General features: G+C 70.7%; 22 protein-coding genes. 14 read left to right on the top strand and 8 right to left on the bottom strand.

Annotated elements, in window-relative coordinates:
- Nucleotides 1-644, top strand: a 644-nt coding sequence (locus OKJ99_RS28560; RefSeq protein ID WP_326020666.1) for an SDR family NAD(P)-dependent oxidoreductase, incomplete at its 5' end; no start/stop codon positions are given.
- Nucleotides 645-659: 15 nt separating this feature from the next.
- Nucleotides 660-1,499, top strand: coding sequence for an SDR family NAD(P)-dependent oxidoreductase (locus tag OKJ99_RS28555; protein ID WP_326020664.1), 840 nt, complete (start codon nt 660-662; stop codon nt 1,497-1,499).
- 2 nt (nt 1,500-1,501) lie between these two features.
- Here the strand turns inward: OKJ99_RS28555 and OKJ99_RS28550 are convergent, their stop codons facing one another.
- From OKJ99_RS28550 to OKJ99_RS28540, 3 genes are read right to left on the bottom strand one after another with little or no spacing between them, the layout of a single operon-like run.
- Nucleotides 1,502-2,281, bottom strand: coding sequence for an SDR family NAD(P)-dependent oxidoreductase (locus OKJ99_RS28550; RefSeq protein ID WP_326020662.1), 780 nt, complete (start codon nt 2,279-2,281; stop codon nt 1,502-1,504).
- Nucleotides 2,278-3,114 carry a TauD/TfdA dioxygenase family protein gene (locus tag OKJ99_RS28545; RefSeq protein WP_326020660.1) on the bottom strand — a complete coding sequence of 279 codons (837 nt, stop codon included), beginning with the start codon at nt 3,112-3,114 and terminating at the stop codon, nt 2,278-2,280. The genes OKJ99_RS28550 and OKJ99_RS28545 overlap by 4 nt, the downstream gene beginning before the upstream one ends.
- The gene (locus OKJ99_RS28540) at nt 3,111-4,901 is read right to left on the bottom strand and encodes an aldehyde dehydrogenase family protein (protein ID WP_326020658.1); all 1,791 of its coding nucleotides are present in this window, start codon (nt 4,899-4,901) and stop codon (nt 3,111-3,113) included. The genes OKJ99_RS28545 and OKJ99_RS28540 overlap by 4 nt, the downstream gene beginning before the upstream one ends.
- 137 nt (nt 4,902-5,038) lie before the next feature.
- On the opposite strand from OKJ99_RS28540, the gene mftR reads away from it, so the two are divergent.
- Nucleotides 5,039-5,671 carry a mycofactocin system transcriptional regulator gene (gene mftR, locus OKJ99_RS28535; protein WP_326020657.1) on the top strand — a complete coding sequence of 211 codons (633 nt, stop codon included), beginning with the start codon at nt 5,039-5,041 and terminating at the stop codon, nt 5,669-5,671.
- A gap of 29 nt (nt 5,672-5,700) precedes the next feature.
- Here the strand turns inward: mftR and mftG are convergent, their stop codons facing one another.
- Nucleotides 5,701-7,266 (bottom strand): mycofactocin dehydrogenase MftG, encoded by a 1,566-nt coding sequence (gene mftG, locus OKJ99_RS28530; RefSeq protein ID WP_326020655.1) that lies wholly within the window; start codon nt 7,264-7,266, stop codon nt 5,701-5,703.
- A 142-nt stretch (nt 7,267-7,408) separates the two neighbouring features.
- On the opposite strand from mftG, the gene mftA reads away from it, so the two are divergent.
- From mftA to mftF, 6 genes are all read left to right on the top strand, one after another.
- Nucleotides 7,409-7,543 (top strand): mycofactocin precursor MftA, encoded by a 135-nt coding sequence (mftA, locus tag OKJ99_RS28525; RefSeq protein ID WP_326020653.1) that lies wholly within the window; start codon nt 7,409-7,411, stop codon nt 7,541-7,543.
- Nucleotides 7,528-7,878 (top strand): mycofactocin biosynthesis chaperone MftB, encoded by a 351-nt coding sequence (gene mftB, locus OKJ99_RS28520; RefSeq protein WP_326020649.1) that lies wholly within the window; start codon nt 7,528-7,530, stop codon nt 7,876-7,878. Before mftA ends, mftB begins: the two co-directional genes overlap by 16 nt.
- Nucleotides 7,875-9,098 carry a mycofactocin radical SAM maturase gene (gene mftC, locus OKJ99_RS28515; RefSeq protein WP_326020647.1) on the top strand — a complete coding sequence of 408 codons (1,224 nt, stop codon included), beginning with the start codon at nt 7,875-7,877 and terminating at the stop codon, nt 9,096-9,098. The genes mftB and mftC overlap by 4 nt, the downstream gene beginning before the upstream one ends.
- A gap of 66 nt (nt 9,099-9,164) precedes the next feature.
- Entirely contained in the window at nt 9,165-10,349 is a 1,185-nt protein-coding gene (mftD, locus tag OKJ99_RS28510; protein ID WP_326020645.1) for a pre-mycofactocin synthase MftD, read from the top strand.
- Nucleotides 10,342-11,073 (top strand): mycofactocin biosynthesis peptidyl-dipeptidase MftE, encoded by a 732-nt coding sequence (mftE, locus tag OKJ99_RS28505; protein ID WP_326020643.1) that lies wholly within the window; start codon nt 10,342-10,344, stop codon nt 11,071-11,073. The genes mftD and mftE overlap by 8 nt, the downstream gene beginning before the upstream one ends.
- Nucleotides 11,070-12,569, top strand: a complete 1,500-nt coding sequence (mftF, locus tag OKJ99_RS28500) for a mycofactocin biosynthesis glycosyltransferase MftF (protein ID WP_326020642.1) — start codon at nt 11,070-11,072, stop codon at nt 12,567-12,569. Before mftE ends, mftF begins: the two co-directional genes overlap by 4 nt.
- Here the strand turns inward: mftF and OKJ99_RS28495 are convergent.
- The 3 genes from OKJ99_RS28495 to OKJ99_RS28485 form a co-directional block, all read right to left on the bottom strand.
- Nucleotides 12,451-13,437: a hypothetical protein gene (locus tag OKJ99_RS28495; protein WP_326020640.1), complete on the bottom strand. Its 987-nt coding sequence runs from the start codon at nt 13,435-13,437 to the stop codon at nt 12,451-12,453. The two genes, mftF and OKJ99_RS28495, sit on opposite strands and share 119 nt — an antisense overlap.
- 96 nt (nt 13,438-13,533) lie before the next feature.
- A complete protein-coding gene (locus OKJ99_RS28490) occupies nt 13,534-14,943 on the bottom strand; it encodes an acyl-CoA reductase (RefSeq protein WP_326020638.1) in 1,410 nt (469 codons plus the stop codon).
- Complete coding sequence (locus OKJ99_RS28485; RefSeq protein ID WP_326020636.1) at nt 14,940-16,304, bottom strand: acyl-CoA synthetase family protein; 1,365 nt, start codon at nt 16,302-16,304, stop codon at nt 14,940-14,942. The genes OKJ99_RS28490 and OKJ99_RS28485 overlap by 4 nt, the downstream gene beginning before the upstream one ends.
- A 101-nt stretch (nt 16,305-16,405) precedes the next feature.
- Here OKJ99_RS28485 and OKJ99_RS28480 point away from each other — a divergent pair, with 101 nt between their 5' ends.
- The 5 genes from OKJ99_RS28480 (at nt 16,406) to OKJ99_RS28460 (ending at nt 21,376) form a co-directional block, all read left to right on the top strand.
- On the top strand, nt 16,406-17,053 hold the full coding sequence (locus OKJ99_RS28480; protein ID WP_326020634.1) for a TetR/AcrR family transcriptional regulator: 648 nt from the start codon (nt 16,406-16,408) through the stop codon (nt 17,051-17,053).
- A 101-nt stretch (nt 17,054-17,154) separates the two neighbouring features.
- Complete coding sequence (locus OKJ99_RS28475) at nt 17,155-17,964, top strand: enoyl-CoA hydratase (protein ID WP_326020632.1); 810 nt, start codon at nt 17,155-17,157, stop codon at nt 17,962-17,964.
- Nucleotides 17,965-18,004: 40 nt separating this feature from the next.
- On the top strand, nt 18,005-19,183 hold the full coding sequence (locus OKJ99_RS28470) for an amidohydrolase family protein (RefSeq protein WP_326020630.1): 1,179 nt from the start codon (nt 18,005-18,007) through the stop codon (nt 19,181-19,183).
- A 20-nt stretch (nt 19,184-19,203) separates the two neighbouring features.
- Nucleotides 19,204-20,211 carry an acyl-CoA dehydrogenase family protein gene (locus OKJ99_RS28465; RefSeq protein ID WP_326020628.1) on the top strand — a complete coding sequence of 336 codons (1,008 nt, stop codon included), beginning with the start codon at nt 19,204-19,206 and terminating at the stop codon, nt 20,209-20,211.
- Nucleotides 20,195-21,376, top strand: a complete 1,182-nt coding sequence (locus OKJ99_RS28460; protein ID WP_326020626.1) for an acyl-CoA dehydrogenase family protein — start codon at nt 20,195-20,197, stop codon at nt 21,374-21,376. The genes OKJ99_RS28465 and OKJ99_RS28460 overlap by 17 nt, the downstream gene beginning before the upstream one ends.
- A 44-nt stretch (nt 21,377-21,420) precedes the next feature.
- Here the strand turns inward: OKJ99_RS28460 and OKJ99_RS28455 are convergent, their stop codons facing one another.
- Complete coding sequence (locus OKJ99_RS28455; RefSeq protein ID WP_326020624.1) at nt 21,421-22,323, bottom strand: LLM class F420-dependent oxidoreductase; 903 nt, start codon at nt 22,321-22,323, stop codon at nt 21,421-21,423.
- Nucleotides 22,324-22,476: the final 153 nt, after the last annotated feature.

Below are 22,476 nucleotides of genomic sequence, written 5' to 3'. Positions count from 1 at the left end.
CCGACGTGGACGGCGAGGCGGCCGATCACACGGCCGCAGCCATCCGGGCCGACGGCGGCAAGGCGGAGGGCGCCGCCCTGGACGTCCGGGACCGCGCCGCCGCCGACGAGGCCGTGGCGCGGGCCGCTGCCCTCACCGACGGGACCCTGCACATCCTCGTCAACAACGCGGGTGTCACCGCGCCCGCGATGTTCCCCAAGCTGACGGAGGACAGCTTCCGTGCCCTCCTCGACATCCACGTGCTGGGCACCTTCAGCTGCGCCCAGGCCGCCCTCGCCCACCTCCCCGAGGACGGCACGGGCCGCATCATCAACGTATCGTCCTCCGCAGGACTCACCGGCACCCTCGGCCAGGTCAACTACTCCGCCGCCAAGGCCGGCATCATCGGCCTGACCAAGTCCCTGGCACGCGAACTGGCCCGCAAGAACATCCTCGTCAACGCCGTCGCCCCGCTCGCCGCGACACCGATGACCGAGACGATCCGTACGAACGAGAAGTTCGCCGCACCCATGCTCGCCCGCATCCCGCTCGCCCGCTGGGCCGAACCCGACGAGGTGGCACCGGCGTTCGTCTTCCTGGCCTCTGACGCGGCCTCGTTCGTCACTGGTCAGGTGCTGCCGGTCGACGGCGGCCTGGTCATCTGACGCCGGGGTGATCCGATGGCCCACGACTGGTTCGGGAGCAGAGCGGCCCTGGACGGCACCGTAGCCGTCATCACGGGCGGCGCCGGCGGTCTCGGCAGCGCGATAGTGCACGATCTGGCCGCCAACGGGGTCCGCACGGCCGTCCTCGACCGCGACGCGAAGGCCGTCCGAGCGCTGGAGGACGAACTCGCGGGCCACGACACCCTCGTACGGACCGGAGACGTACGCGAAGAGGGCGCGCTCCAGGCCCTGTTCGAGGCGGTCGACGCACGATGGGGCCGCCTGGACACCCTTGTCAATGTCGTCGGGGGCACCTTCCGCGCCCCCTTCACCGAGACCCGGCCACGCGGCTGGGACGCCCTCATCCGCACCAACCTCACTCACGTCCTGCACGCGTGCTCGCTGGCCGTGCCACGGATCCGGGCGGGCGGCCGCGGTGGCAGCATCGTCAACGTGTCGACGATCGAGGCACACCGCGCGGCCCCCGGCTTCGCGGTGTACGCGGCGGCGAAGGCAGCCGTGGAACAGTTCGCCCGCACGCTGGCCGTGGAGCTTGCCCCGGACGGCATCCGCGTCAACAACGTCGCCCCGGACTACGTGCCCACACCGAGCCTGCGGCGACTCGCGGGGGAGGGCGCCGCCCCGCTCACCACACCCGAGGCCCTCGCCACCGCCATCCCCATGGCCCGCGCCGGCCGCCCCGAGGACGTCTCGGGCTGTGTCGTCTTCCTGGCATCGGCCCTGGCGTCGTACGTGACCGGCACGACGCTGCATCCGGACGGCGGCACGTACGCGTCGTCGGGCTGGTTCAACTGGCCGGGGACGGGGTGGGCCAACCACGTCCCCGGCATGTGACCTCAGGTGTTGCGGCCCCCATTGACCCCAATGACCTGACCGGTCACGTACCCCGCCTCTTCCGACACCAGGAACGAGCACGCCGCCGCGATGTCCTCCGGACGGCCGGCTCGCCGCACCGGAGTGACCTTCGCGATGTCCTCCACCGAGTGGCCGAGCAGCCCCCGCTGTTCCGAGCCGCGCAGCATCGGTGTGTCCACGAAGCCCGGCGGGATGGTGTTCACGGTGATGCCCTTGGGGCCGAATTCCAAGGCGAGGGACTTGGTGAGGCCGATCAGGCCGGACTTCGACGCCACGTAGTGCGTCATGTACTGCTGGCCCGAGTGCGCGCTGGACGACGAGATGTTGACGATGCGGCCCCAGCCGGCCTCGATCATGTGCGGGATCGTGGCCTGGCACAGATAGAACGGGCCGCTGAGGTTCACCGCGAGGATGGTGTCCCACGCGTCGTCCGTGATGTTCAGGAACTCCTTGAAGCCCGTCTTCCCGGCGTTGTTGACAAGGACAAGGACGGGTCCGTACGCGATGCGGACCTCCTGTACCGCGGCATCCACCTGCGCCCGGTCGGAGACGTCGACGCCGCCGAGCGCCATCGCCTCGTGCCCCTTCTTCCGAGCCTCCTGGGCCACCGCCTCGGCGGCCTCCTTGTTGAGGTCGAGGACCGCGGTGGCGAACCCGTCCGCCGCCATCCGCAGCGCGATGGCCCGCCCGATGCCGGACCCCCCGCCCGTCACCAGTGCCGTACGCCGCTGTGTCGTGCCGGTGTTCGCTGTGTCGGTCACGCGATCGCCTCCTCGCCCGCCAGTGATGTGCGATGCATCAGCCGCGACGAGTTCTGCTCGTACGGCAGCGCCCGGTGCAGCATTCCGGTGTTGTCCCAGATCACCAGGTCGCCCTGGTGCCACTGGTGGCGCAGCGTGAACCTCGGCTGCGCCGTCCACTGGAGGAGCCGGTCGAGCAGTGCCCGGCCCGCCTCCTGTTCCATGCCGACGATCTCGCCGGCCGTCGTGCCGATCAGCAGCGACCTGCGGCCGTCCTGGTGCGTCCACACCAGCGGGTGCTCGCGGGCCGGGTTGCGGTCCCAGGCCGCGCGCTCCTTGGGCGTCGGATTCGGGGTGACGTGGAGTTGCGAGGCGGCGAAGCTGTGCACGACGCGCACGCCGTCAAGCTCGGCGCGCTCGGCCTCGGGCAGCGCCTCGTACGCGGCGTAGGTGTTGGCGAACTCGGTGTCGCCTCCTCCACCTCCGTCGATCCGACGGGCCGTCAACAGGGTTGCCTTGTCCGGCACTTCACTGGTGGTGCCGTCGATGTGCCAGTAGAACGTCGCCTCGCGATAGGCGGCGAGCCGGCTCTTCGACGGGTCACGGGTGATCGCCTGCACCTCGGGGTACTCGGGCACGCCGCCGTTCGGAATCGGCACGACCTGCCCGAGGAGTCGGCTGAAGGCGACCAGGTCGCTGTCGCTGAGGTCCGCCTCGCGGTAGACGACGACACCGCGTCGGTCGAGGGCCTGACGGCACTCCTCGGCCACCGCCTTGTCCACCAGACGATGGCCCGACAGGCCGGTGATCCGCACCCCGGTCGTGGGGGTCAGCTCGGTGACGGTGACACTCATCGGCCGCCACCTCCCCGCGCGTCCTCTGCCTCTACCTCGCCGAAGGTCTTGCGTTCCATGAACTCCTCCAGGCCCGCGACACCCTTCTCGCGACCGATGCCGGACTGCTTGTAGCCGCCGAACGGGGTGTCGGAGAAGAAGTAGTTGCCGCCGTTGATGCTGAACGTGCCGGTGCGGATGCGCCGCGCCACCGCGAGCGCCCGTTCCCGGTCGGCGCTCTGCACGGCGCCGGACAGCCCGTACACGGAGTTGTTCGCGATGCGCACCGCGTCGTCATCGTCGTCGTACGGGATCACCGCGAGGACCGGGCCGAAGACCTCCTCCTGGGCGATCTCACTGTTCGGATCCACGTTCGCGAGGAGTGTCGGCGCGTAGAAGTAGCCGGGGTCGATGCGCTGCCCGCCGGTGACGAGCGTGGCACCGGCGGCGACGGCCCGCTGCACCATGCCGTCGACCTTGTCGCGCTGCCGCTCACTGATGAGGGGACCCATGTACGTCTTGGGGTCGTTCGGGTCGCCGACGCGCACCCGCTCCATGCGCCGCGCCACCTGCTCGACGATCGCGTCGTGGTGGCGGCGCGGCACCAGCATCCGCGAGGTGATCGCGCAGGCCTGGCCGGAGTGCAGACAGATCATGTACGCCGCGTACGTGGCGGCGTTCTTGAAGTCGGCGTCGTCGAGGACCACGAGGGCCGACTTGCCGCCGAGTTCCAGGAAGACCCGCTTGACGGTGTCGCTCGCCGCCGCCATGATCCGCCGCCCGGTCGGGCTCGCCCCGGTGAAGCTCACCAGGTCCACATCGGGGTGCGTGGTGAGCACCTCGCCGACCGAAGACCGCGACGAGGACAGGATGTTGACGACGCCGGCGGGCATGTCGGTGTGCTCGGCGATCAGCTCACCGAGGGCCAGGGTCACCAGGGGTGTGTCGGGCGCGCCCTTGAGGACGACCGTGCAACCGGCCGCGAGTGCGGGGGCCAGCTTGGCCAGGGCCAGCTGGTTCGGGTAGTTGTACGGGATGATCGCGGCGGCGACCCCGCCCGCCTCCCACTCCACCCATCGGTGGTGGCGCTGCCCCTGGTACTCGACCACACCCATGTCGTCGACGAACGAGTGGTCCTTGAGCAGGTCCGCGTAGTACCGAACTAGCTCGATCGGCTCGTCCAGCTGCGCGGCGTAGGTAAGCATGCGCGGCGACCCGGCATCCGCGATGGTCAATTCCCGCAGTTCCTCGCGGTGTTCGACGAGCGCGCCGTGCAGCTGATCGAGGCAGCGGCGGCGCAGCTCCGGATCGGTGGCCCAGTCGGTGGTGTCGAAGGCGCGGCGGGCGGCGGCCACGGCCTGCCGCGCCTGCGCCTCGGTGGCCTCGGGGGCGTGGCCGAGCAGGTCGCCGGTGGCCGGGTTGTGCGAGGCGAATGTGGTTTCAGCGGCAACGAGTTGGCCGTCTATGAGTTGGTGCCGCGAGGCGAGCGGGTGTGCCGGGTACTCCGTGGTGAGCTCCAGGACCCGCATGCGCGGCGCGGGCTCCATGCTGATCACGTCGGACATGTGCAGCCGGCCGTCGGCCGCCGCGGCGGTCACGTTCTTCATCGCCTGCTGCGGGTCGCCCTCGATCTCGTAGTGCGCGATGTACGGCCCTCCGGGCTCCCGTGGCGCATAGCGGACGGCGGAGGCGAAGCCGTCGAGCGCCACCATCTCGGGCAGATGGACCTCGTCGTACCAGCGGTTGAACGCGTCCACGGCCTCTTCGTTCGCGGGCCGGGACTCTACGTGCAGGACGTACTTGGCCATGGCGGCTCCTTCGCCGACCGGACAACGGAAGGGACGTGGGAACGGAACGCCTGGATGGTATCTGCATTTCTCTCCAGAGAGAACCATGTTCTCGCACGGTGGGGCGGTATCTTGTTCCCCCGGACGAAGGAGCGCATGTGGAGTCGCCGACGAGCAGCGTCGCCGAACCGGTCACCCGTGCGCCCAGAGGCGGCCGCCCGCGTGCCACGACCCGACCCGAGCTCGAACGGATCGGCTTCGAACTCTTCGCCCGGCAGGGCTTCGACGCCACGACGGTCGACGACATCGCGGCCGCGGCGGGTATCGCCCGGCGGACCTTCTTCCGCTACTTCGCGTCCAAGAACGACCTCGTGTGGGGCGACTTCGAGCAGCAACTCGCGGGATTCCGCGAGCTGTTGAACACCACCGGTCCGAGCGTCCCGACCATGACGGCGCTGCGGGCGGCCGTCGTCGACTTCAACCGGTTCGACGCCACCGACGTGCCCTGGCACCGGCAGCGCATGCAGCTCATCCTGACCGTGCCCACCCTCCAGGCCGACGCCACCCTGCGGTACAGCTCATGGCGCGCGATTGTCACGGACTTCGCGGCTCAGCGCCTCGGCCTCGCGCCGTCCGACGCGCTCCCGCGGCTCTTCGGTCACACGGTCCTGGCTGCGGCGGTCACGGCATACGAGCACTGGCTCGCGGTGCCGGAAGCGGAGTTGAGCGAGCTGCTCGACACGGCGATCCGGCGGCTCGAGGACGGGCTCGGCGGGGCGACCGCTGCGTAACGGATGCGTTGTGGGTGCTTAGTGGGTGCCTAGGGCAGCTCGCGCCGCATCGCGTCGGCGATCAGCTCACCGATCAGTACGGCTGTCGCGGCCGGGCCACGGTGTGGTGTGTCCGGCAGTATGGACGTGTCCGCCACCCGTAGCCCGCGTACCCCGTGCACCCGCCCGTACTGGTCGACGGCGGCGTGCTCCGGGGCGTCGGCGGGGCCCATCGGGGCGGTGCCGCAGGTGTGTTGGGCCGTGCCGAGGTGGTCGCGGATCCATGCGTCCAGCGCGCGGCCGTCGTGGAGGACCTCCGGCCCAGGGGCGAGCAGGCCGCCGCTGGAGACCTTGGTGAACGGCGCGGTGTCCACGAGGTCGGCCGTGACGCGGACGGCCGCGCGCAGGCGCCGCAGGACCTCGCCGTCGCGCAGATAGTCGTAGTCGACGGCGGGGGAGGCCGCGGGATCGGCGGAGAGCAGTCGCAGTCGGCCGGTCGGGCGCGGGGTCTGGACGGAGGCGAGGAACGAGAGCGGTGCGCCCGGCAACCGTACGGCCCCGCCGACGAGCCCGGCCATCGGTACCAGTGACTGAAGGATCTCGATGTCACCAGGGCAACCCGGTCCGCTGCCAAGGGAGTTGAGGTGCAGACACCCGCCGAGCCAGCTCGTCGTGAGTGGGGCGAGATCGTCGTGGGGCTGCCAGTCCAGGACCAGTTGCGGATGGTCGGAGAGGTGGGCCCCGACTGCGGGCGCGTCGCGGACGACGGGAACCCCGGCCTGTTCGAGATCCGCGCGGGGCCCGATGCCGGAGAGCAGGAGCAGGTGGGGCGTGACGAGCGCGCCCGCGCACAGCACCACGCACCCGGCGTCGAACGTCTCCCGCACCCCGTCGCGCTCGACCACGACCCCCGTGGCCTGCCCGCGCTCGACCACCACCCGCCGTACGGAACAGTCGCCCAGCACGGTGAAGTTGGGCCGATCGCGGACCGGCGCCGACAGATACGCGAGTCCGGTGTTCCGCCGCACGCCGTCGACGGAGTTCGAGGGCACGGGACCGAAGCCGGGCGGGCCCTGGTCGTTCTTGTCGGGCTCGGCGGCGAAACCCAGCTCCCGGGCGGCCTCGCGGAAAGCCGCGGCGGCCGGGTGGGCCAGGGGTTCGCGCGTCACACGCATCGGCCCGCCGTCCCCGTGTACGTCGCTCGGGCCGAAGTCCAGATCGTCCTCCATGGCGCGCAGCAACGGCAGCACCCGCTCGTACGCCCAGGCGGGATTGCCCGCCGCCGCCCACCGGTCGAAGTCCGAGCGTCGGGCCCGGACGAAGTACCCGCCGTTGACCGTGGTGGAACCGCCCAGCACCCGCCCGCGCGGCACCGACCACGGCCGCCGCGGAGTGAGCCGTACGGCATGGGAGGAGGTGGCGGGATGGTCCGGCTGGGCGCCCGGTACGAGGCGTGCGTCCAGCAGAGCCGCATCGAACGCCGCCGACACCGGACCGGCCTCCAGAAGCAGCACGCTCCGGTCGGCATCCTCGCTCAGCCGCGCCGCCAGCACGGCCCCGGCTCCACCGGCACCGACGATCAGCACATCAGGACGGGCGGACGCGATCGGACCCATGGGACCGGATCCAATCCCGCCGCGCGGACAGCGCGCAAGACCCCGTGCCGTGCCCGCACCCTTTCTTTTGGCATCGCATGCCAATACTCTCGAACCCGTTCGCGCACACCCTCAACCACCCACCGGTATCAGGGAGTTACGCATGAACGAACAGCTCGAAGCCACCCCCGCCCCCGAGGCGCCCGCCGCCTCCACCGCTTCGACCGACGAACCCCTCATCGAGGCCGACGACCTGGTCGAAGAGGTCTCGATCGACGGCATGTGCGGCGTGTACTGATCGTGTCCGCTCCCGGATCCGCCCCCGTATCCGCCTCCGCCGCCGCGCTCGCCGCCTCCGCGTTCGACCTGGACCGCGCCTGGGACGTGCACCCCCAGGTGTCGGTCCGGCCCGAACCCTTCGGCGCGCTGCTCTACCACTTCGGCACGCGCAAACTGTCCTTCCTCAAGGACCGCGGACTGCTCGCCGTCGTCCAGGCGCTCCCGGCCTCGCCCACCGCACGCGCCGCCTGCGCGAGCGCCGGCGTCGGCGACGCGGACATGGCGAGGTACGCGCGCGCCCTCGCCGTCCTGGCCCGCTCGTCCATGCTGGTCGAAAGGAGCCCGACACCGTGACCTCAACTCCCGTGGCGGCCAAGCCCGGTGAACGTCTGGTGGACCTGTTCGAGTACGGCCTCGACGCGCCGATCTGCCTCACCTGGGAACTCACCTACGCCTGCAACCTCTCCTGCTCCCACTGCCTGTCCAGCTCCGGCCGCCGCGACCCGCGCGAACTCACCACCGCCGAGGCCAAGGCCGTCATCGACGAGCTCGAAGCCATGCAGGTCTTCTACGTCAACATCGGCGGCGGCGAACCCACCGTGCGCCCCGACTTCTTCGAACTCCTCGACTACGCCACCGCCCACCACGTCGGCGTCAAGTTCTCCACCAACGGCGTGCGCATCACCCCGGAGGTGGCCCGGCGCCTTGCCGTGAACGACTACGTCGACGTACAGATCTCCCTCGACGGCGCCACCGCCGACGTCAACGACGCGGTGCGCGGGACGGGTTCGTACGACACCGCGCTCAAAGCGATGGCGAACCTCGCCGACGCCGGCATGAAGAACTTCAAGCTGTCCGTCGTCTGCACCCGGCACAACATCCCTCAGATGGACGACTTCAAGGCCCTCGCCGACACCTACGGCGCCCAACTCCGCCTCACCCGGCTTCGCCCCTCCGGCCGCGGCGCCGACGTGTGGGACGAGCTGCACCCGCTGCCCGCCCAGCAACGGCAGCTCTACGACTGGCTGGTGGCGCGCGCCGACCAAGTACTCACCGGCGACTCGTTCTTCCACCTGTCCGCCTACGGTGAGCCGCTGCCCGGCCTCAACCTGTGCGGTGCGGGCCGCGTCGTGTGTCTCATCGACCCGGTCGGTGACGTGTACGCCTGCCCGTTCGCCATCCACGACGAGTTCCTGGCGGGCAGTGTCCGCGATACGGGTGGCTTCGCCGGTGTGTGGCGGGAGTCGGAGCTGTTCCTGCGGCTGCGTGAGCCGCAGCAGGGCGGGGCCTGCGCGTCCTGCACGTTCTACGACACCTGCAAGGGCGGCTGCATGGCCGCCAAGTTCTTCACCGGCCTGCCGCTCGACGGCCCCGACCCGGAGTGCGTCCAGGGATACGGGGAGCAACTCCTCGCGGAGCGCGAGCGGGACGGCGGCACGATCCCGAAGCCGTCCGGAGACCACTCCCACCGCACCAAGCGCGCCGGCGGCCCCGTCGTCGTGCCACTCATGCGGCGCCCGCCCGTGTCGGAGTGCGACGAGAACCCCGTAGCGGGACTCGGCCCGGCCACCTGACGACGCGATCACCCGACGACGCGATCGCCCGACGACTCGATCACCCGACGAGGAGATAGCCGCCCCATGGCGAGAAACCCATGGTTCGAAACGGTCGCCGAGGCCCAGCGGCGCGCCAAGAAGTACCTGCCGAGCAGCGTCTACGGCGCCCTGGTCGCCGGCTCGGAACGCGGCCGCACCATCGGCGACAACACCGGCGCCTTCGCCGAACTGGGCTTCGCGCCAAGGGTGGTGGGCCACCACGCCGAACGGAACCTGACGACCACCGTCCTCGGTGTGGAGTCCGCGTTCCCGGTGCTGATCTCGCCGACCGGTGTGCAGGCCGTCCACCCCGACGGCGAGGTGGCCGTCGCCCGCGCCGCCGCCAACCGGGGCGTGATCATGGGGCTCAGCTCGTTCGCGAGCCGGTCCGTGGAGGAGGTCGCCGAGGCCAACCCGAACACCTTCTACCAGATGTACTGGATGGGCAGCCGCGACTCCATGGTGCAGCGCATGGAGCGCGCCAGGGCGGCCGGCGCCAAGGCGCTCATCGCCACTCTGGACTGGTCGTTCTCCAACGGCCGTGACTGGGGCAGCCCGCCGATCCCGGAACGCGTCGACCTGCGCACGGCCGTGAAGTTCGCCCCCGACGTGCTGCCGCACCCGCGCTGGCTCCTCGCCTTCGCGAAGTCCCGCCGCCTCCCCGACCTCACCACGCCCAACCTCCGGGCCCCCGGCGGAGAGTCACCCACCTTCTTCGGCGCCTACGGCGAGTGGATGCAGACCGCGCCGCCCACCTGGGACGACGTGGAGTGGATGCGCAAGGAGTGGGGAGGCCCGTTCCTGCTCAAGGGTGTCAGCAGGGTCGACGACGCCAAGCGGGCCGTCGACGCGGGTGTCACCGGCATCTCGGTCTCCAACCACGGCGGCAACAACCTCGACACCACCCCCGCCACCATCCGCCTTCTGCCGTCCATCGCCGAGGCGGTCGGCGCCGACATCGAGGTCCTCCTCGACGGTGGCGTGCGGCGCGGCGGGGACGTCGCCAAGGCCCTCGCGCTCGGCGCCCGGGCCGTCCTCATCGGCCGCGCCTACCTGTGGGGCCTGGCCGCGAACGGGCAGGCGGGCGTGGAGAACGTCCTGGACATCCTGCGCGGCGGCCTCGACTCCGCCGTCCTCGGCCTCGGGCACGCGTCCGTCGACGAACTGAACCCGGACGACCTGGCGATCCCGGACGGCTTCACCCGCACCATCGGGGTCCCGCGTGCCTGAACCGGTGGAGCTGGCGCGCGCGACCTGGCCCACGGTGCCGGAGGGTGCCCTGGTCCTCGTCCCCGTCGGCTCCACCGAACAGCACGGCCCGCACCTGCCGTTCCACACGGACAGCACGATCGCCGCAGCGGTGGCGCGCGGCGCAGGGCACCAACTCCCGTACGAGGAAGTCGTCTTGGCGCCCACCCTCACGTACGGTGCGAGCGGCGAGCACGCCGGATTCCCCGGCACCCTCTCCATCGGCCACGAGGCACTGCACGCGGTCCTCGTCGAGACGGTGCGGTCCCTGTCCCTGTGGGCGGGCCGCGTCGTCCTCGTCAACGGCCACGGCGGCAACGTCACCACCCTCGACGCCGCCTGCGCCCAACTCCGCCACGAAGGGCACGACGTGACATGGCTCGGCTGCGCCCCACCCGGCGGCGACGCCCACGCCGGCCGCACCGAGACCTCGATCATGCTGCACCTCGCCCCGCACGACGTACGGCTCCCGGAGGCGGCCCCCGGCGACACCCGCCCGCTGCCCGAACTCCTTCCGCACCTCATGGCCCACGGGGTACGCGGCGTCTCCCCGAACGGCGTGCTCGGCGACCCGACCGGAGCCACCGCCGAGGAAGGGCGCGCGCTGGTCGAGGCGATGGTGTCGAGCGCCGTACGCCTCGTCACGGCCGGCCGCGTCGACCCGCGAGGCCGGCTCGTGACCGCCGTACCCCAAGGAGCCGCGTGACCCTCCCGCACGGATACGTCATCGAGCTCGACCGGCACACCCGCGTCCTCGACGACGGGCGCGCGCTCCTGGGCGGCTACCCGACCCGTCTGCTGCGGCTGACACCACGTGCCCGCGCACTCCTGACCGGGCGCACCCTGCGGGTACGCGAGCGGGCGGGCGCGGTCCTCGCCGACCGGCTGCTCGCCACCGGCCTCGCCCACCCGGTGGTGAGCGCGCTGCCACCGAACGACCCGAAAGACACGGTCACGTACGTCATTCCCGTCCGCGACCGCCCCGACCAGCTGGGCCGCGCACTCGCGAGCATCCGGGCCACCACGACCGACGCCCCGGTGATCGTCGTCGACGACGCCTCCCACGATCCGGCCCCCGTCGCCGCCGTAGCCGCACGCCACCACGCGCGCGTGCTCCCGCTTGCCGACAACCTCGGCCCGGCCGGTGCCCGCAACGCGGGCCTGCGCGAAGTCACCACGCCGTACGTGGTGTTCGTCGATTCCGACATCGTGCTCGCGCCCGACACGGTGGGCGTCCTGCTGCGCCACTTCGCCGACCCGGCGGTCGTGATGGCCGTTCCCCGGATCTCCGCGCTGCCGGGCCCCGACTCCGAGCGCTGGCTGGGCCGTTACGAGAGCGCCCGCTCCTCCCTCGACCTGGGCCGCCACCCGGCCGCCGTACGCACCGGCACCCCCGTCTCCTGGGTCCCCAGCGCCTGCATGCTCGTCCGCACCGACGCGCTCATCAAGGCCGACGGCTTCGACGCCGGGATGCGGGTGGGGGAGGACGTCGACCTGTGCTGGCGGCTGACCGGGGCCGGCGGACGCATCCGCTACGAGCCCGCCGTGCAGGCCGCCCACGAACACCGGGTGGAACTCGCCGACTGGTTCCGCCGCAAGGCCGTCTACGGCACCGGCGCGCACCCCCTGGCCCGCCGCCACCCCGACAACATCGCGCCCGCGATCCTCGCGCCGTGGAGCGCCGCCATGCTCGTCGCCCTGCTCGCACAGCGCCGTTGGTCGCTGCCGGTGGCGGGCGGGCTCGCGGCCGTCGCCACCGTCCGCAACGCCCAGAAGCTGAAGGGCATCGCGCACCCGCTGCCGCACGCGGCCCGGTTCACGGCCCTCGGCTCGCTCGCGTCGCTCACCCAGGGCGCGGCCCTGCTCACCCGCCACTGGTGGCCGCTGACGGCGGTGGGCTGTCTGGCCTCGCGCCGCGTGCGTCGGGCCACGGCCGTCGCGGCGCTCACGGACGTCGCCCTGGAGACCCTTGGACGCGGCCCGGAGCTCACCCGCCTCGACCCCGTCCGCTACGCGGTGGCCCGCCGCCTCGACGACCTCGCGTACGGCTCCGGGGTGTGGCTGTCGGCGCTCAAGGGCCGCTCTACGGCCGCGTTGCGCCCTCGGGTCGTGCGGGCTGCCGCCCGTCCCCGCTCCCCGCTTCCTCAAGCGCGCGCATGTCCCCGTGGAGACGCGCGACCCCGCCGCACACCAGCGGCATGACCAGCGGCGGCAGCAGAAGCAGCGCCACCGCCGTGGGGAAGATGATCATGAATACGCCGGTCATCCACACGTTGTCGTTGTTGAGCCACAGCGTGCCGAGCCCTGCGTAGTGGTTCAGGGGACCCGCCGAGTACACCACCACTACGTAGGCGACCACGGCCGCCGCACACGACAGCAGCCCCAGCCGGAGCGTGCGCAGGCGGGCGCGCCGGGTCAGCACCCAGGAGCGCCACACCGCCACGAACGGGTTCCGGCGCTCCAGCACCGTCTCGGCGGTGGCCCCGGACAGCCGGAACCAGAGCAGCGGACCGAGCGACCAGATGACGATCGGCAGCACCCAACCCACCAGCGTGTACTGCCAGGACGCGGTCTCGCCCAGGGGCGTGGGTTCGACGCCGGGCACGTCGTGCATGTCGACCAGGGTGAACAGGAACAGGCCCGCGAACACCACCACGGCCACGAAGATGCCCGTCAGGAAGTTGGTCACGACGGCGGCGAACAGGCGGGGACGGGTGCGCCGCCACAACTCGCCGACGGACAGCGACCCGCCGTCGCGCCGCGCATGGGAGCTGCCGACCGCGTACGCACTGTGCAGCACGGAGACGACGACCAGCGCCAGCAGGAGGAACACCGGCGCCGCCACGGCGCCGGGGTCCCGCACCGATTCCAGGCCCCCGTCGGCGTACGCCACGTAGGAGTCCTCGTTGGCTATGTTGCGGTCCGCGTACTCCCGGACGTTTTCGAAGCCGTCCCAAGCCGCCGCGAACGCGCCGGCGAGGATCGCGAACCCGAGCACGGCGGTGGCCAACGACACCCAGAGGGTGAAGCGGTACAGCGTGCCCCGGTAGGGCCTGACGTTGTTTTCCATGGTCGGGCCCTACCTCCGTGCGGTACCGCGGTCGCGTGCTTGTGGCGATCAAGACGTCACATGTGACGCGTGAGGTTCCCGGGAGACGGCACCGGTTCAGCGCACGCCATCCTCGTGCACCATCCAGTGCACGAACCGGTGCAGCGGATACATCGCGTCGTGCGGACTGCCGATGGTGCTGGACCCCGCCTCGCCGAGCCGCACCACGCGCTGAGCACCGCAACTGGCAAGCCGGTCGCGGTAGTCGGCCATCCGGTCGGACGGGTGGAAGCCCACCGTCTGCGTGGCGACGGTGACACCGCGCAGCGCGTCGTCGAGGGAGTCGACCCGCACCACGTTGGCGACCTTGTTGATCGGATGAAAGTCCACCGGCTCGTCCGACCGGATCACCACGCCGGTCCCGTCGGCCCGCCCCCACACCCGGAACTCGTCGTCGAGCATGCGCAGCGCCTCGATCTGTTCGCGCAGCTCCATGTCGAGCGGCCGGGTGTCTCCGGAGGAGGCGGCCTTCGCCGTGATGTGTGCGTGCAGCCGCGCGCAGAATCGGTCCGTGTCGTCCTGGTCCCCCTCCACGTACAGGAATCGGCTGGCGACGCAGGCCTCCTGGCCGAGCACCATCACGTCGGCCGCGGCGAGTTCGGCGGTCCGCTCCAACGTGTCGTCGGTGGCGAACGCCTCCCTGCCGATGAACGAGATCGACGTCTTGGGGTCGAACGACACCAACTGGAAGCCCGGACCGAGGTACTTGACGACGTTGTTGATGGCGTCGCCGCCGCCCCAGGCCACGATCTTGTCGAAGTACTGCGGGCGGTACAGGACCCGCTCCACGGACTCGTCGCCGCCGCGCCAGTATGCCGCCGACATGGACGCCACGACAGGGTGTCCGGGGTCGATGTCGGCCATGGTGCGGAGGATCGCGACCGTGGTGAACGGGTCGCTCGACGACATCTTGAACAGGTTGACCGCCTTGACCAGCGCTCCCTGCGCGATGGACTTCACCGCGACGCCCGGAGAGTTGCCGGGCAGCACGTGGATCAGGCGCGGCGCGAAGGCCCGAACCAAGCTCTTGCGGCCGGTGAAGTCCTCCTTGGGTACCCATGTGTCCAGCGCCCTCGGGTCGGGGAAGTTCTCCTCCACCACGGTGCGCAGCAGCCGTGCGTCGAGATAGGCGGAGGCGTGCCTGACCTGCTCTTCCAGGACCGTGCGAGGCAGTGGGTGGGTTGCGGACATCCGGTCGATGCAGTCGGCGACGAACGGGTTGTCCGGGGCCCGCAGCTGCTCGCCCGTCTCCACGAGGAAGTCGATGATGTCGGCGAGTGGCACGTCGAGCAGGGGTGGTACCTCGCTGCGCGGATGCACCGCCCGGTCCAGGTCCAGGGCCGGGGTGGCGAAGGCGACGCCCAGGTCGCGCGAACGGTGGGCGATGTCCTGGCCCTCGTACAGCCGCCCGCGCAGGAAGAACGGTGCCGCGACGGCGGACGCGGAGCGGGTCTGGGCGGTCGTCACGACACACCTCGCACATACGCGTCGACGGTGCCGGCGCACCCGATCTTGTCGTCGCCCGCGAGGTCCGCGTAGCGCACGATGTTGTTGCGGATCGAAGGGCCGGCCGCCCCGCAGGCGCACGGGTCGAGAGTGAGCGAGATCCGGTCGCCGGTGATGACACCGCCCCAGCGCCCGTCCAGCGCGAGGTCGAAGAAGGCGGCCCGCCCCTCGACCTCCCCGCTCTCGTGCGGGAGAAGCTGTTCCCCGGACTCGTCGAGCACGAGCGGGACCACCCACGGCGGTACGTGATAGCGGTCGCCGGTGCGGCACTTGGGCATGCCGGAGTTCAGCTCCTGCATCGAGTAGTTCTGGAAGTTCCGGTCGGCCGGGATGCCGAACGTGTCGTGGACGAACTCTTGGTAGTCGGGCGGGAGTTGGGCGCGCTTGAGGCCGCCGCCGACGTAGAGACAGTTGTCGGAGTGGAAGTCCTTGCCGGAGTAACCCATGTCCCGTACGAGCCGCGCCACTTGGTACAGCGCGTTCCACATGCCGGAGAGGTAGAGCTTCTCCGCGCGGTGCTCGATCAGTGCCTCGGCGGCCGTCGTCATCGCCTTGTCCAGCGCCTCCTGGCGCTGTGTGGCGTTGCGCTCGAACTCGGCGAGCTCCTCGGGGAGCGCGGCGCCCTCGGCGATCTTCCTGCGGAGCAGTACCGTACGGGTCAGCGAGCCGACGGTGATCGGCGGCAGCGGCAGGCGGAACCGCGGCTTGGCCGGGTCCCCGAACGCCCGCTCCTGCGCCTCGGCGATCACCATGTTCTTCGGCACGGCGGCCGTCGGCGCGATGCCGATCATGCGGCGGTCGCCTGTCGGCCGGACGCCCGAGCCCCATGAGAACACCCCCACGGTGTCCTTGCGGGACCAGTCCATGTCCCGCTCGGTGGCGAGCAGCATCGCCGACTTGCCGGTCGTGCCGCTGGAGCAGGAGACATGGTGGCCGTGCTCGCCGAGCCGCGCGATCCACTCGTCGATCCGGTCGCTGCCGTCGAGGTCCGAGGTGTCGAGCGGGGTGATCGGATACGGCGAGACGGTGCCCAGCCATTTCGTGAGCCGGTCCCAACGCCCCTGCGTCAGAAAGCTCTCGGGGTAGCTCTTGTAGACGCTGTGGGGGAACAGTAGCGGTACCAGGTCGGCCAGTTCACGGATCTCGGAGGTGTTGGACTCGCGGGCGCGGTGGCCCAGGAGCTTGATGCGCTCCTTGCGGTCCTGGAGACGTTCGTTGAGGGCCGCCAGCTGTGTGGCCCGCAGATCGCGAGTGGAGTGGGTGAAGCGGTCGGAGGCGTCGACGAGCGCGGTGAGTCGGTGTGTTGCGGTTGCTGAGGTCACGGGGAACACCCTTCGGTTACACCCTGCGGTGAATAGCAACTCGCCCGTATCATTTGCATGGTTGGGGTCCGCGCACAAGAGGGAGAGCGGGAGAGAACACCATGACGGACAAGTCCGCTCCACCCCGCGTTCGAGCGGGGCGCCCCACCCGCGAACAGGCCGAGGCCCGCCACCAGGAGCTGCTCGACGCCGCCCTCGACCTGTTCCTCGAGCACGGCTTCGAAGTGACGACGATCGAGATGATCGCCGCTCGCGTCAGCATGACCAAGCGCACGATCTATGCCCGCCACCCGGACAAGGCGACCCTGTTCCGGACGGCGATCCAGCGCGCGATCGAGCGGCAGATCGTGCCGCCGCACGTGCTCGAAGCCCTGGAGCGGGGCAAGTTGGGCGCGACACTCGAGGCCATCGCGTGGCTGCGTATCGAACAGATCGCCGCACCGCACGGGCTGCGCCTGCAGCACCTCATCAACGCCGAGAGCCACCGCTTCCCGGAGATCTTCACCGCGTACGTGGAGCAGAGCACCAGGCCGCTGATCGACCACGTGGCCGCGGTCCTCCAACGGGCCGTCGACGCGGGCGAGATCGCCCCGACCCGCGTGGACCACGCGGCGTCGGCGTTCATGAGCATGGTGGTCGGCGGCCCGGTCCGCGCCATCGTCGGGGGGCTGGCCCCCACCCGGCAGGAACTCGACGAGAAGGTCGGCTTCACGGTGCGCCTGCTGCTCGACGGTCTGCGGCCCCGATAGGCCTCTGTCGGCGCCGTGCGGGAGTCTTACTTCCGTGAAGTGAGAATGCTATTCTCGCGGCGCGACGCCGGGTGCGACACCCGGCGAGAAGGAGCCGCCCCATGGACAGTCCCACGGATCAGATCCTGTACAAGGCGAAGGACGGCGTCGCCGCCATCACGCTGAACCGCCCCGAGGCAGCCAACGCCCAGTCGATGGACCTGCTCGACGCGCTCGACGCGGCGTGGACACGGGCGGCCGAGGACAGTGACGTGCGCGTGATCGTGCTGCGCGCCAACGGCAAGCACTTCTCCGCGGGCCACGACCTCAAGGGTGCCTCGCACACCCCCGCCTCCGGCAAGATCACGCTGGAGCACATCTACGGCATCGAGGCCCACCGCTATCTCGGCTACTCGCTGCGGTGGCGGAACGTGCCGAAGCCGTCCATCGCGGCGGTGCAGGGCAAGTGCATCGCGGCGGGACTGATGCTGTGCTGGCCGTGCGATCTGATCGTGGCGGCGCAGAACGCCGAGTTTTCCGACCCGGTGGTGCGGATGGGGATCGGCGGGGTGGAGTACCACGGCCACACGTGGGAGCTGGGAGCGCGCAAGGCCAAGGAGATCCTGTTCACCGGACGCGCGCTGACGGCGGACGAGGCCGAGCGCGTCGGCATGGTGAACAAGGTGGTGCCGCTCGCCGAACTCGAAGCGCAGGCAATGGAGTTGGCGCAGCAGATCGCGCGGATGCCGGCGTTCGGCTTGCAGCAGGCGAAACGAGCAGTGAACCAGACGCTCGACGTTCAGGGCTTCTACTCGGCTTTGCAGTCCGCTTTCGACATCCACCAGACCGGGCACGGCAACGCGATCAGCGTGGACGGCTACCCGATCCTGACCCGCCTCGACGACATGAAGAAGCACATCAAACAGTCCTGAGCGAGCACGCCGGCACACGAACAACAGGTAGGGAGAGTCCATGGCTTCGCGTACGCTGCCGTACCCCCTGTTCGACGCGGACAACCATCTGTACGAGACCGAGGAGTCGCTGACCAGGTACCTGCCGGACCGGTACCGCGGCGCCATCCAGTACGTGCAGGTGAACGGCCGCACGAAGATCGCGGTGCGCGGGCAGATCAGTGAGTACATCCCCAATCCCACCTTCGACGTGGTCGCGCGCCCCGGCGCCATGGAGGACTACTTCCGCCACGGAAACCCCGAGGGCAAGAGCCGCCGGGAGATCTTCGGCGACCCGGTGCGCGCGGTGCCCGCCTTCCGTGAGCCCGCGCCGCGCATGAAGTTGATGGACGAGCTCGGCATCGACCGCACCCTGATGTTCCCGACGCTCGCCAGTCTCGTCGAGGAGCGCATGCGGGACGACCCGGAGATGATCCACGCTGTCGTACACGCGCTGAACCAGTGGCTCGACGAGGTCTGGTCGTTCAACTACCACGACCGCATCTTCACCGTCCCGGTCGTCAGCCTGCCCATCGTCGACAAGGCCATCGAGGAACTCGACTGGTGTGTCGAGCGCGGCGCCAAGGCGATCCTCGTGCGCCCGGCGCCGGTGCCCGGCTTCCGTGGCTCGCGGTCCTTCGCGCTGCCCGAGTTCGACCCGTTCTGGCGGCGCGTCGTCGAGCACGACGTCCTCGTCACGATGCACTCCTCGGACAGCGGCTACTCCAGGTACCAGAGCGACTGGGAGGGCGCGGGCGGCGAGATGCTGCCGTTCAAGACCAATGTCTTCCGGATGATGGACCAGTGGCGGCCCGTGCAGGACGCCGTGGCCTCCTGGGTGTGCCACGGCGCTCTGTTCCGCTTCCCCGAGCTGAAGATCGCCGTGATCGAGAACGGCTCCAGCTGGGTGGCCCCGCTCTTGCAGAACCTGGCCGACGTCTACAAGAAGGCTCCCGAGGGCTTCGCCGGAGACCCCGTCGAGGCGGTTAAGCGCAATATCCACGTCAGCCCGTTCTGGGAGGAGGACCTCGGCGAGCTGGCCGACCTCCTCGGTGAGGACAAGGTGCTGTTCGGCTCCGACTACCCGCACCCGGAGGGCCTCGCCGAGCCGACCAGCTACGTGGACGCGCTGGCGGGCATGGACCAGGAACGCCAGGCGAAGATCATGGGCGGGAACCTGGCCCGACTGCTGAAGGTGTGACGAGCGGCAGGGAGGCCGAGATGCTCTTCGAGTTCGACTCGGATCAACGGCTGTGGCAGCGGACCGTCCGTGACGCCGTCTCCAAGGAGTGCACGGCAGCGTTCGTCCGGTCCGTCGCGGACGCGGGCGCCGACCCCGCGCGGCTGTGGCGCACGTACCGGAAACTGGGCTGGACCGAGCTCGTCGACCCTACCGACGCGGTCGAACTCGGCATCGTGCTTGAGGAGTTGGGCCACGCCGTCGACCCGACCCCGTACCTGGCGACCATGACGCAGTTCGCGCCGCTCGTCCCGGCGGCGGCCGGCGACGGGGCGAGCGGGACCGCAGCGTACTCCGGGGTCGCGGCCCGCGCGGACGGCGCCGGCTGGGTCCTCGATGGCACCGCCCGCCACGTGCTCGACGCGGACCGGGCCGAACGCCTCGCGGTCGTCACCGACGCAGGTGTCTTCGTGGTGCCCGCCGAGGCGGTGACCGTCGTGCCGCTGCACGTCTTCGACCCGTTGCTGCATGTCGCCGACGTGACGTTCGCGGGGGTGCGGGTCGGTGAGGCGGACCGCAGCGGCGCCGACCCGGAGCACGCCCGGAACCTCGCACTCGCCGGACTCGCGATGACGACCGTCGGTGCCTGCCGCCGCATCCTCGACCTGACCCTGGAACACGTCCGCGGCCGCCACCAGTTCGGCGCCCCGATCGGCTCGTTCCAGGCCGTCCAGCACAAGGCCGCCGACATGCACGTGGCGATTGAACGGGCCCGCGCCCTCGCCTACTTCGCCATGATGACGATCGCCGCCGACGACCCGCGCCGCCGCCTCGCCGCCGCCATGGCCAAGGCATCAGCGGGGGAGTGCCAGGCCCTGGTGTTCCGGCACGGCGTCCAGCTGTTCGGTGCTATGGGCAACACCTGGGAGAACGATCTGCAGTTCGCGCTCAAGCGCGCCAAGGCGGGCGAACTGCTGCTCGGCGGCGCCGCCGAACACCGCGCCGTGATCGCCGACATCGTGGGGGACGGCCATGCGCATCAGCTTTGACGACGACACCGAGGCCTTCCGCGCCGAGTTCGCGGCGTTCCTCGAGGCGAACCTGCCCACCGAGGCCGAGGCCACCGAACGCTCCCGCTCCAGCGCCCACATACCCGAGTGGGCCCGCCGCTGGCAGCGCACCCAGTTCGACGCGGGCTGGCTGCTGCCCGGCAACCCGCCCGAGTTCGGCGGCCGCAACGCCACCGTGCTGCAGCGGTACGTGCACCTGGAGGAACTCGGCCGGCGCCGGATCTACCACAGCTTCAACCCGCAGGGCGTCGGCATCATCGCCGCCTCCCTGCTCTCCTTCGGCACCGACGAGCAGAAGCACCGCTGGGCCGTCCCCATCCTCCGTGCCGAGATCACCGCGGCCCTTGGGATGAGCGAACCCGGCGCCGGATCCGACCTCGCCTCCCTGCGCACCCGCGCCCAACTCTCGGACGACGGAACGTATTTCACGGTCGACGGACAGAAGGTGTGGACCTCCGGCGCCCATGACGCGGACGTCTTGCTCACCTTCGTGCGCACCGATCCGGACGCCCCCAAGCACAAGGGGATCAGCGTGCTGCTGATCCCCACCGACACCCCCGGCGTGACCCGCCGCCCCTTCGCCTCCTTCACGGGCCCCGAGGACAAGGACTTCAACGAGGTCTTCTTCGAGGGCGTACGGGTGCCCGCCGAGAACCTCGTCGGCTCGCTGAACGAGGGCTGGCGGGTGGCGAACGGCTCGCTCGGCCACGAGCGCACGCTGATGTGGCTGGGCGATGCCGAGCGCATGAGCGACCTGCTGCGCGACTTCCGCCCCAGCAGCGCGCTGGAGAAGGACTGGTACGCCACCCTGGCCATGGACCGGCAGGCGCTGACCCTGCTGGGCCAGGCCGCCCTGGCGCGCGCCGCCCGTGGTGAGACCGACGTGCCCGCCCTGTCCGTGCTCAAGGTTCTCGGCTCCGAGGCATCGCAGAAGGCGCTGGAGCGGGCCCTGGAAGCGGCAGGCCCCGACGGCCTCGTCCACCCCAAGGACACCGCGCCGTACCGCCACATGAGCTTCGACGACGCCTTCACCAGCTGGTTCCACCGCTACGCTCGCAGCTTCGGTGGCACCATCGCCGGTGGCACCTCCGAGATCCAGCGCGGCATCATCGCCCAGCGTGTGCTCGGCCTGCCGCGCGCCTGAGCGGCCCCGCTCACCGCTCTGCGACAGACCGACACTGGCGGTCCTCAGCCCGCGTACGTCGTGCCGAACGCCTCCAGGAACTCCAGGGTCGCCGCCGCCGACTCGTGCTGGCAGGACACGGCCACCCACGTCACTCCGGCCTTCTCCAGCGCGGCGAACGCCTCCCGGTGCCGGTCCGCGTCGAGGGCCGGTTCCGTGAGGCCGTCGTCGCGGTACGAGTGCAGTACGTCGACGCTGTCACCGCGTCCGGCGGCGGCCATGGCATCGCGGACCTCTCCGATCGCGCCCGCCAGTTCGGACAGCGGGCCGAGCGTCGGCGTCCGGGCCGTCGCGCTCAGCTCGGCGCCGCCGGACATCGGCATCCAGCCCTGCGCCCGCTCGGCTGCCCTGCGTCGGCTCAGCCGCGAGTTGCCGCCGATCCACACCGGGATCGGCTGTTGAGCGGGCCGCGGCAGGGCCTGCGCTTCACGGACGTTGAAGTGCCGGCCCTCGTAGCTGAACGGCTCGCCGCTCCAGTGCAGCGGCAGCACGTCAAGGACCTCGTCGAACAGCGCGTTGCGCTCATCGAAGTCGACGCCCAGCGCGTGGAACTCGCCCTTCAGATACCCGGCGCCGAGACCGAGGACCAGCCGCCCGCCGGAGAGCCGGTCGAGCGTCGCCGCCTGCTTGGCCAGCAGCAGCGGATTGCGGTATGGGGCGACGGCCAGGTACGTGAGCAGCCGCAGCCTGCTGGTCACGGCTGCCGCGTGGGAGAGCGCGACGAAGGGGTCGAGTGTCTGGTGCCCGCCGTGGTTCAGCCAGCGTGCTCCGGGTGAGGGGTGCTCGCTGAAGGAGAGCCCGGAGAACCCGAACTCCTCGGCGGCTCGGGCCACTTCCGTCAACGGCCCCGCGTCCAGCAGGTCGCCGTCCGGTCCGTGCGCCTCCGGGTAGTGAAACAGGAATCGCATCGTCACGCATCCTCCGGTTCTGTGCGGAACTGTCGGCCGTACGGCCCCTGTGGTGGGCCCGTCAAGGGTCGCACCCACGCGGGCCGCTTGACGCACGATCAGTTGAGAGAATACCGTTCTCACATCTAGAGATCGAGGTTATCCCAGGATTTC

The organism is Streptomyces endophyticus (assembly GCF_035798155.1).
GTDB lineage: Bacteria > Actinomycetota > Actinomycetes > Streptomycetales > Streptomycetaceae > Streptomyces > Streptomyces endophyticus.
The sequence above is the reverse complement of the archived record's forward strand: the minus strand, read 5'-3'. Positions and strand labels throughout refer to the sequence as shown.

Bases quoted from the DNA above. Each gene is read 5' to 3' on its own strand.
- OKJ99_RS28555 (WP_326020664.1), top strand. From the start codon at position 660: ATGGCCCACGACTGGTTCGGGAGCAGAGCGGCCCTGGACGGCACCGTA.
- OKJ99_RS28545 (WP_326020660.1), bottom strand. From the start codon at position 3,114: ATGAGTGTCACCGTCACCGAGCTGACCCCCACGACCGGGGTGCGGATC.
- OKJ99_RS28540 (WP_326020658.1), bottom strand. From the start codon at position 4,901: ATGGCCAAGTACGTCCTGCACGTAGAGTCCCGGCCCGCGAACGAAGAG.
- mftG (WP_326020655.1), bottom strand. From the start codon at position 7,266: ATGGGTCCGATCGCGTCCGCCCGTCCTGATGTGCTGATCGTCGGTGCC.
- mftA (WP_326020653.1), top strand. From the start codon at position 7,409: ATGAACGAACAGCTCGAAGCCACCCCCGCCCCCGAGGCGCCCGCCGCC.
- mftD (WP_326020645.1), top strand. From the start codon at position 9,165: ATGGCGAGAAACCCATGGTTCGAAACGGTCGCCGAGGCCCAGCGGCGC.
- OKJ99_RS28495 (WP_326020640.1), bottom strand. From the start codon at position 13,437: ATGGAAAACAACGTCAGGCCCTACCGGGGCACGCTGTACCGCTTCACC.
- OKJ99_RS28480 (WP_326020634.1), top strand. From the start codon at position 16,406: ATGACGGACAAGTCCGCTCCACCCCGCGTTCGAGCGGGGCGCCCCACC.
- OKJ99_RS28475 (WP_326020632.1), top strand. From the start codon at position 17,155: ATGGACAGTCCCACGGATCAGATCCTGTACAAGGCGAAGGACGGCGTC.
- OKJ99_RS28470 (WP_326020630.1), top strand. From the start codon at position 18,005: ATGGCTTCGCGTACGCTGCCGTACCCCCTGTTCGACGCGGACAACCAT.
- OKJ99_RS28465 (WP_326020628.1), top strand. From the start codon at position 19,204: ATGCTCTTCGAGTTCGACTCGGATCAACGGCTGTGGCAGCGGACCGTC.
- OKJ99_RS28460 (WP_326020626.1), top strand. From the start codon at position 20,195: ATGCGCATCAGCTTTGACGACGACACCGAGGCCTTCCGCGCCGAGTTC.
- OKJ99_RS28455 (WP_326020624.1), bottom strand. From the start codon at position 22,323: ATGCGATTCCTGTTTCACTACCCGGAGGCGCACGGACCGGACGGCGAC.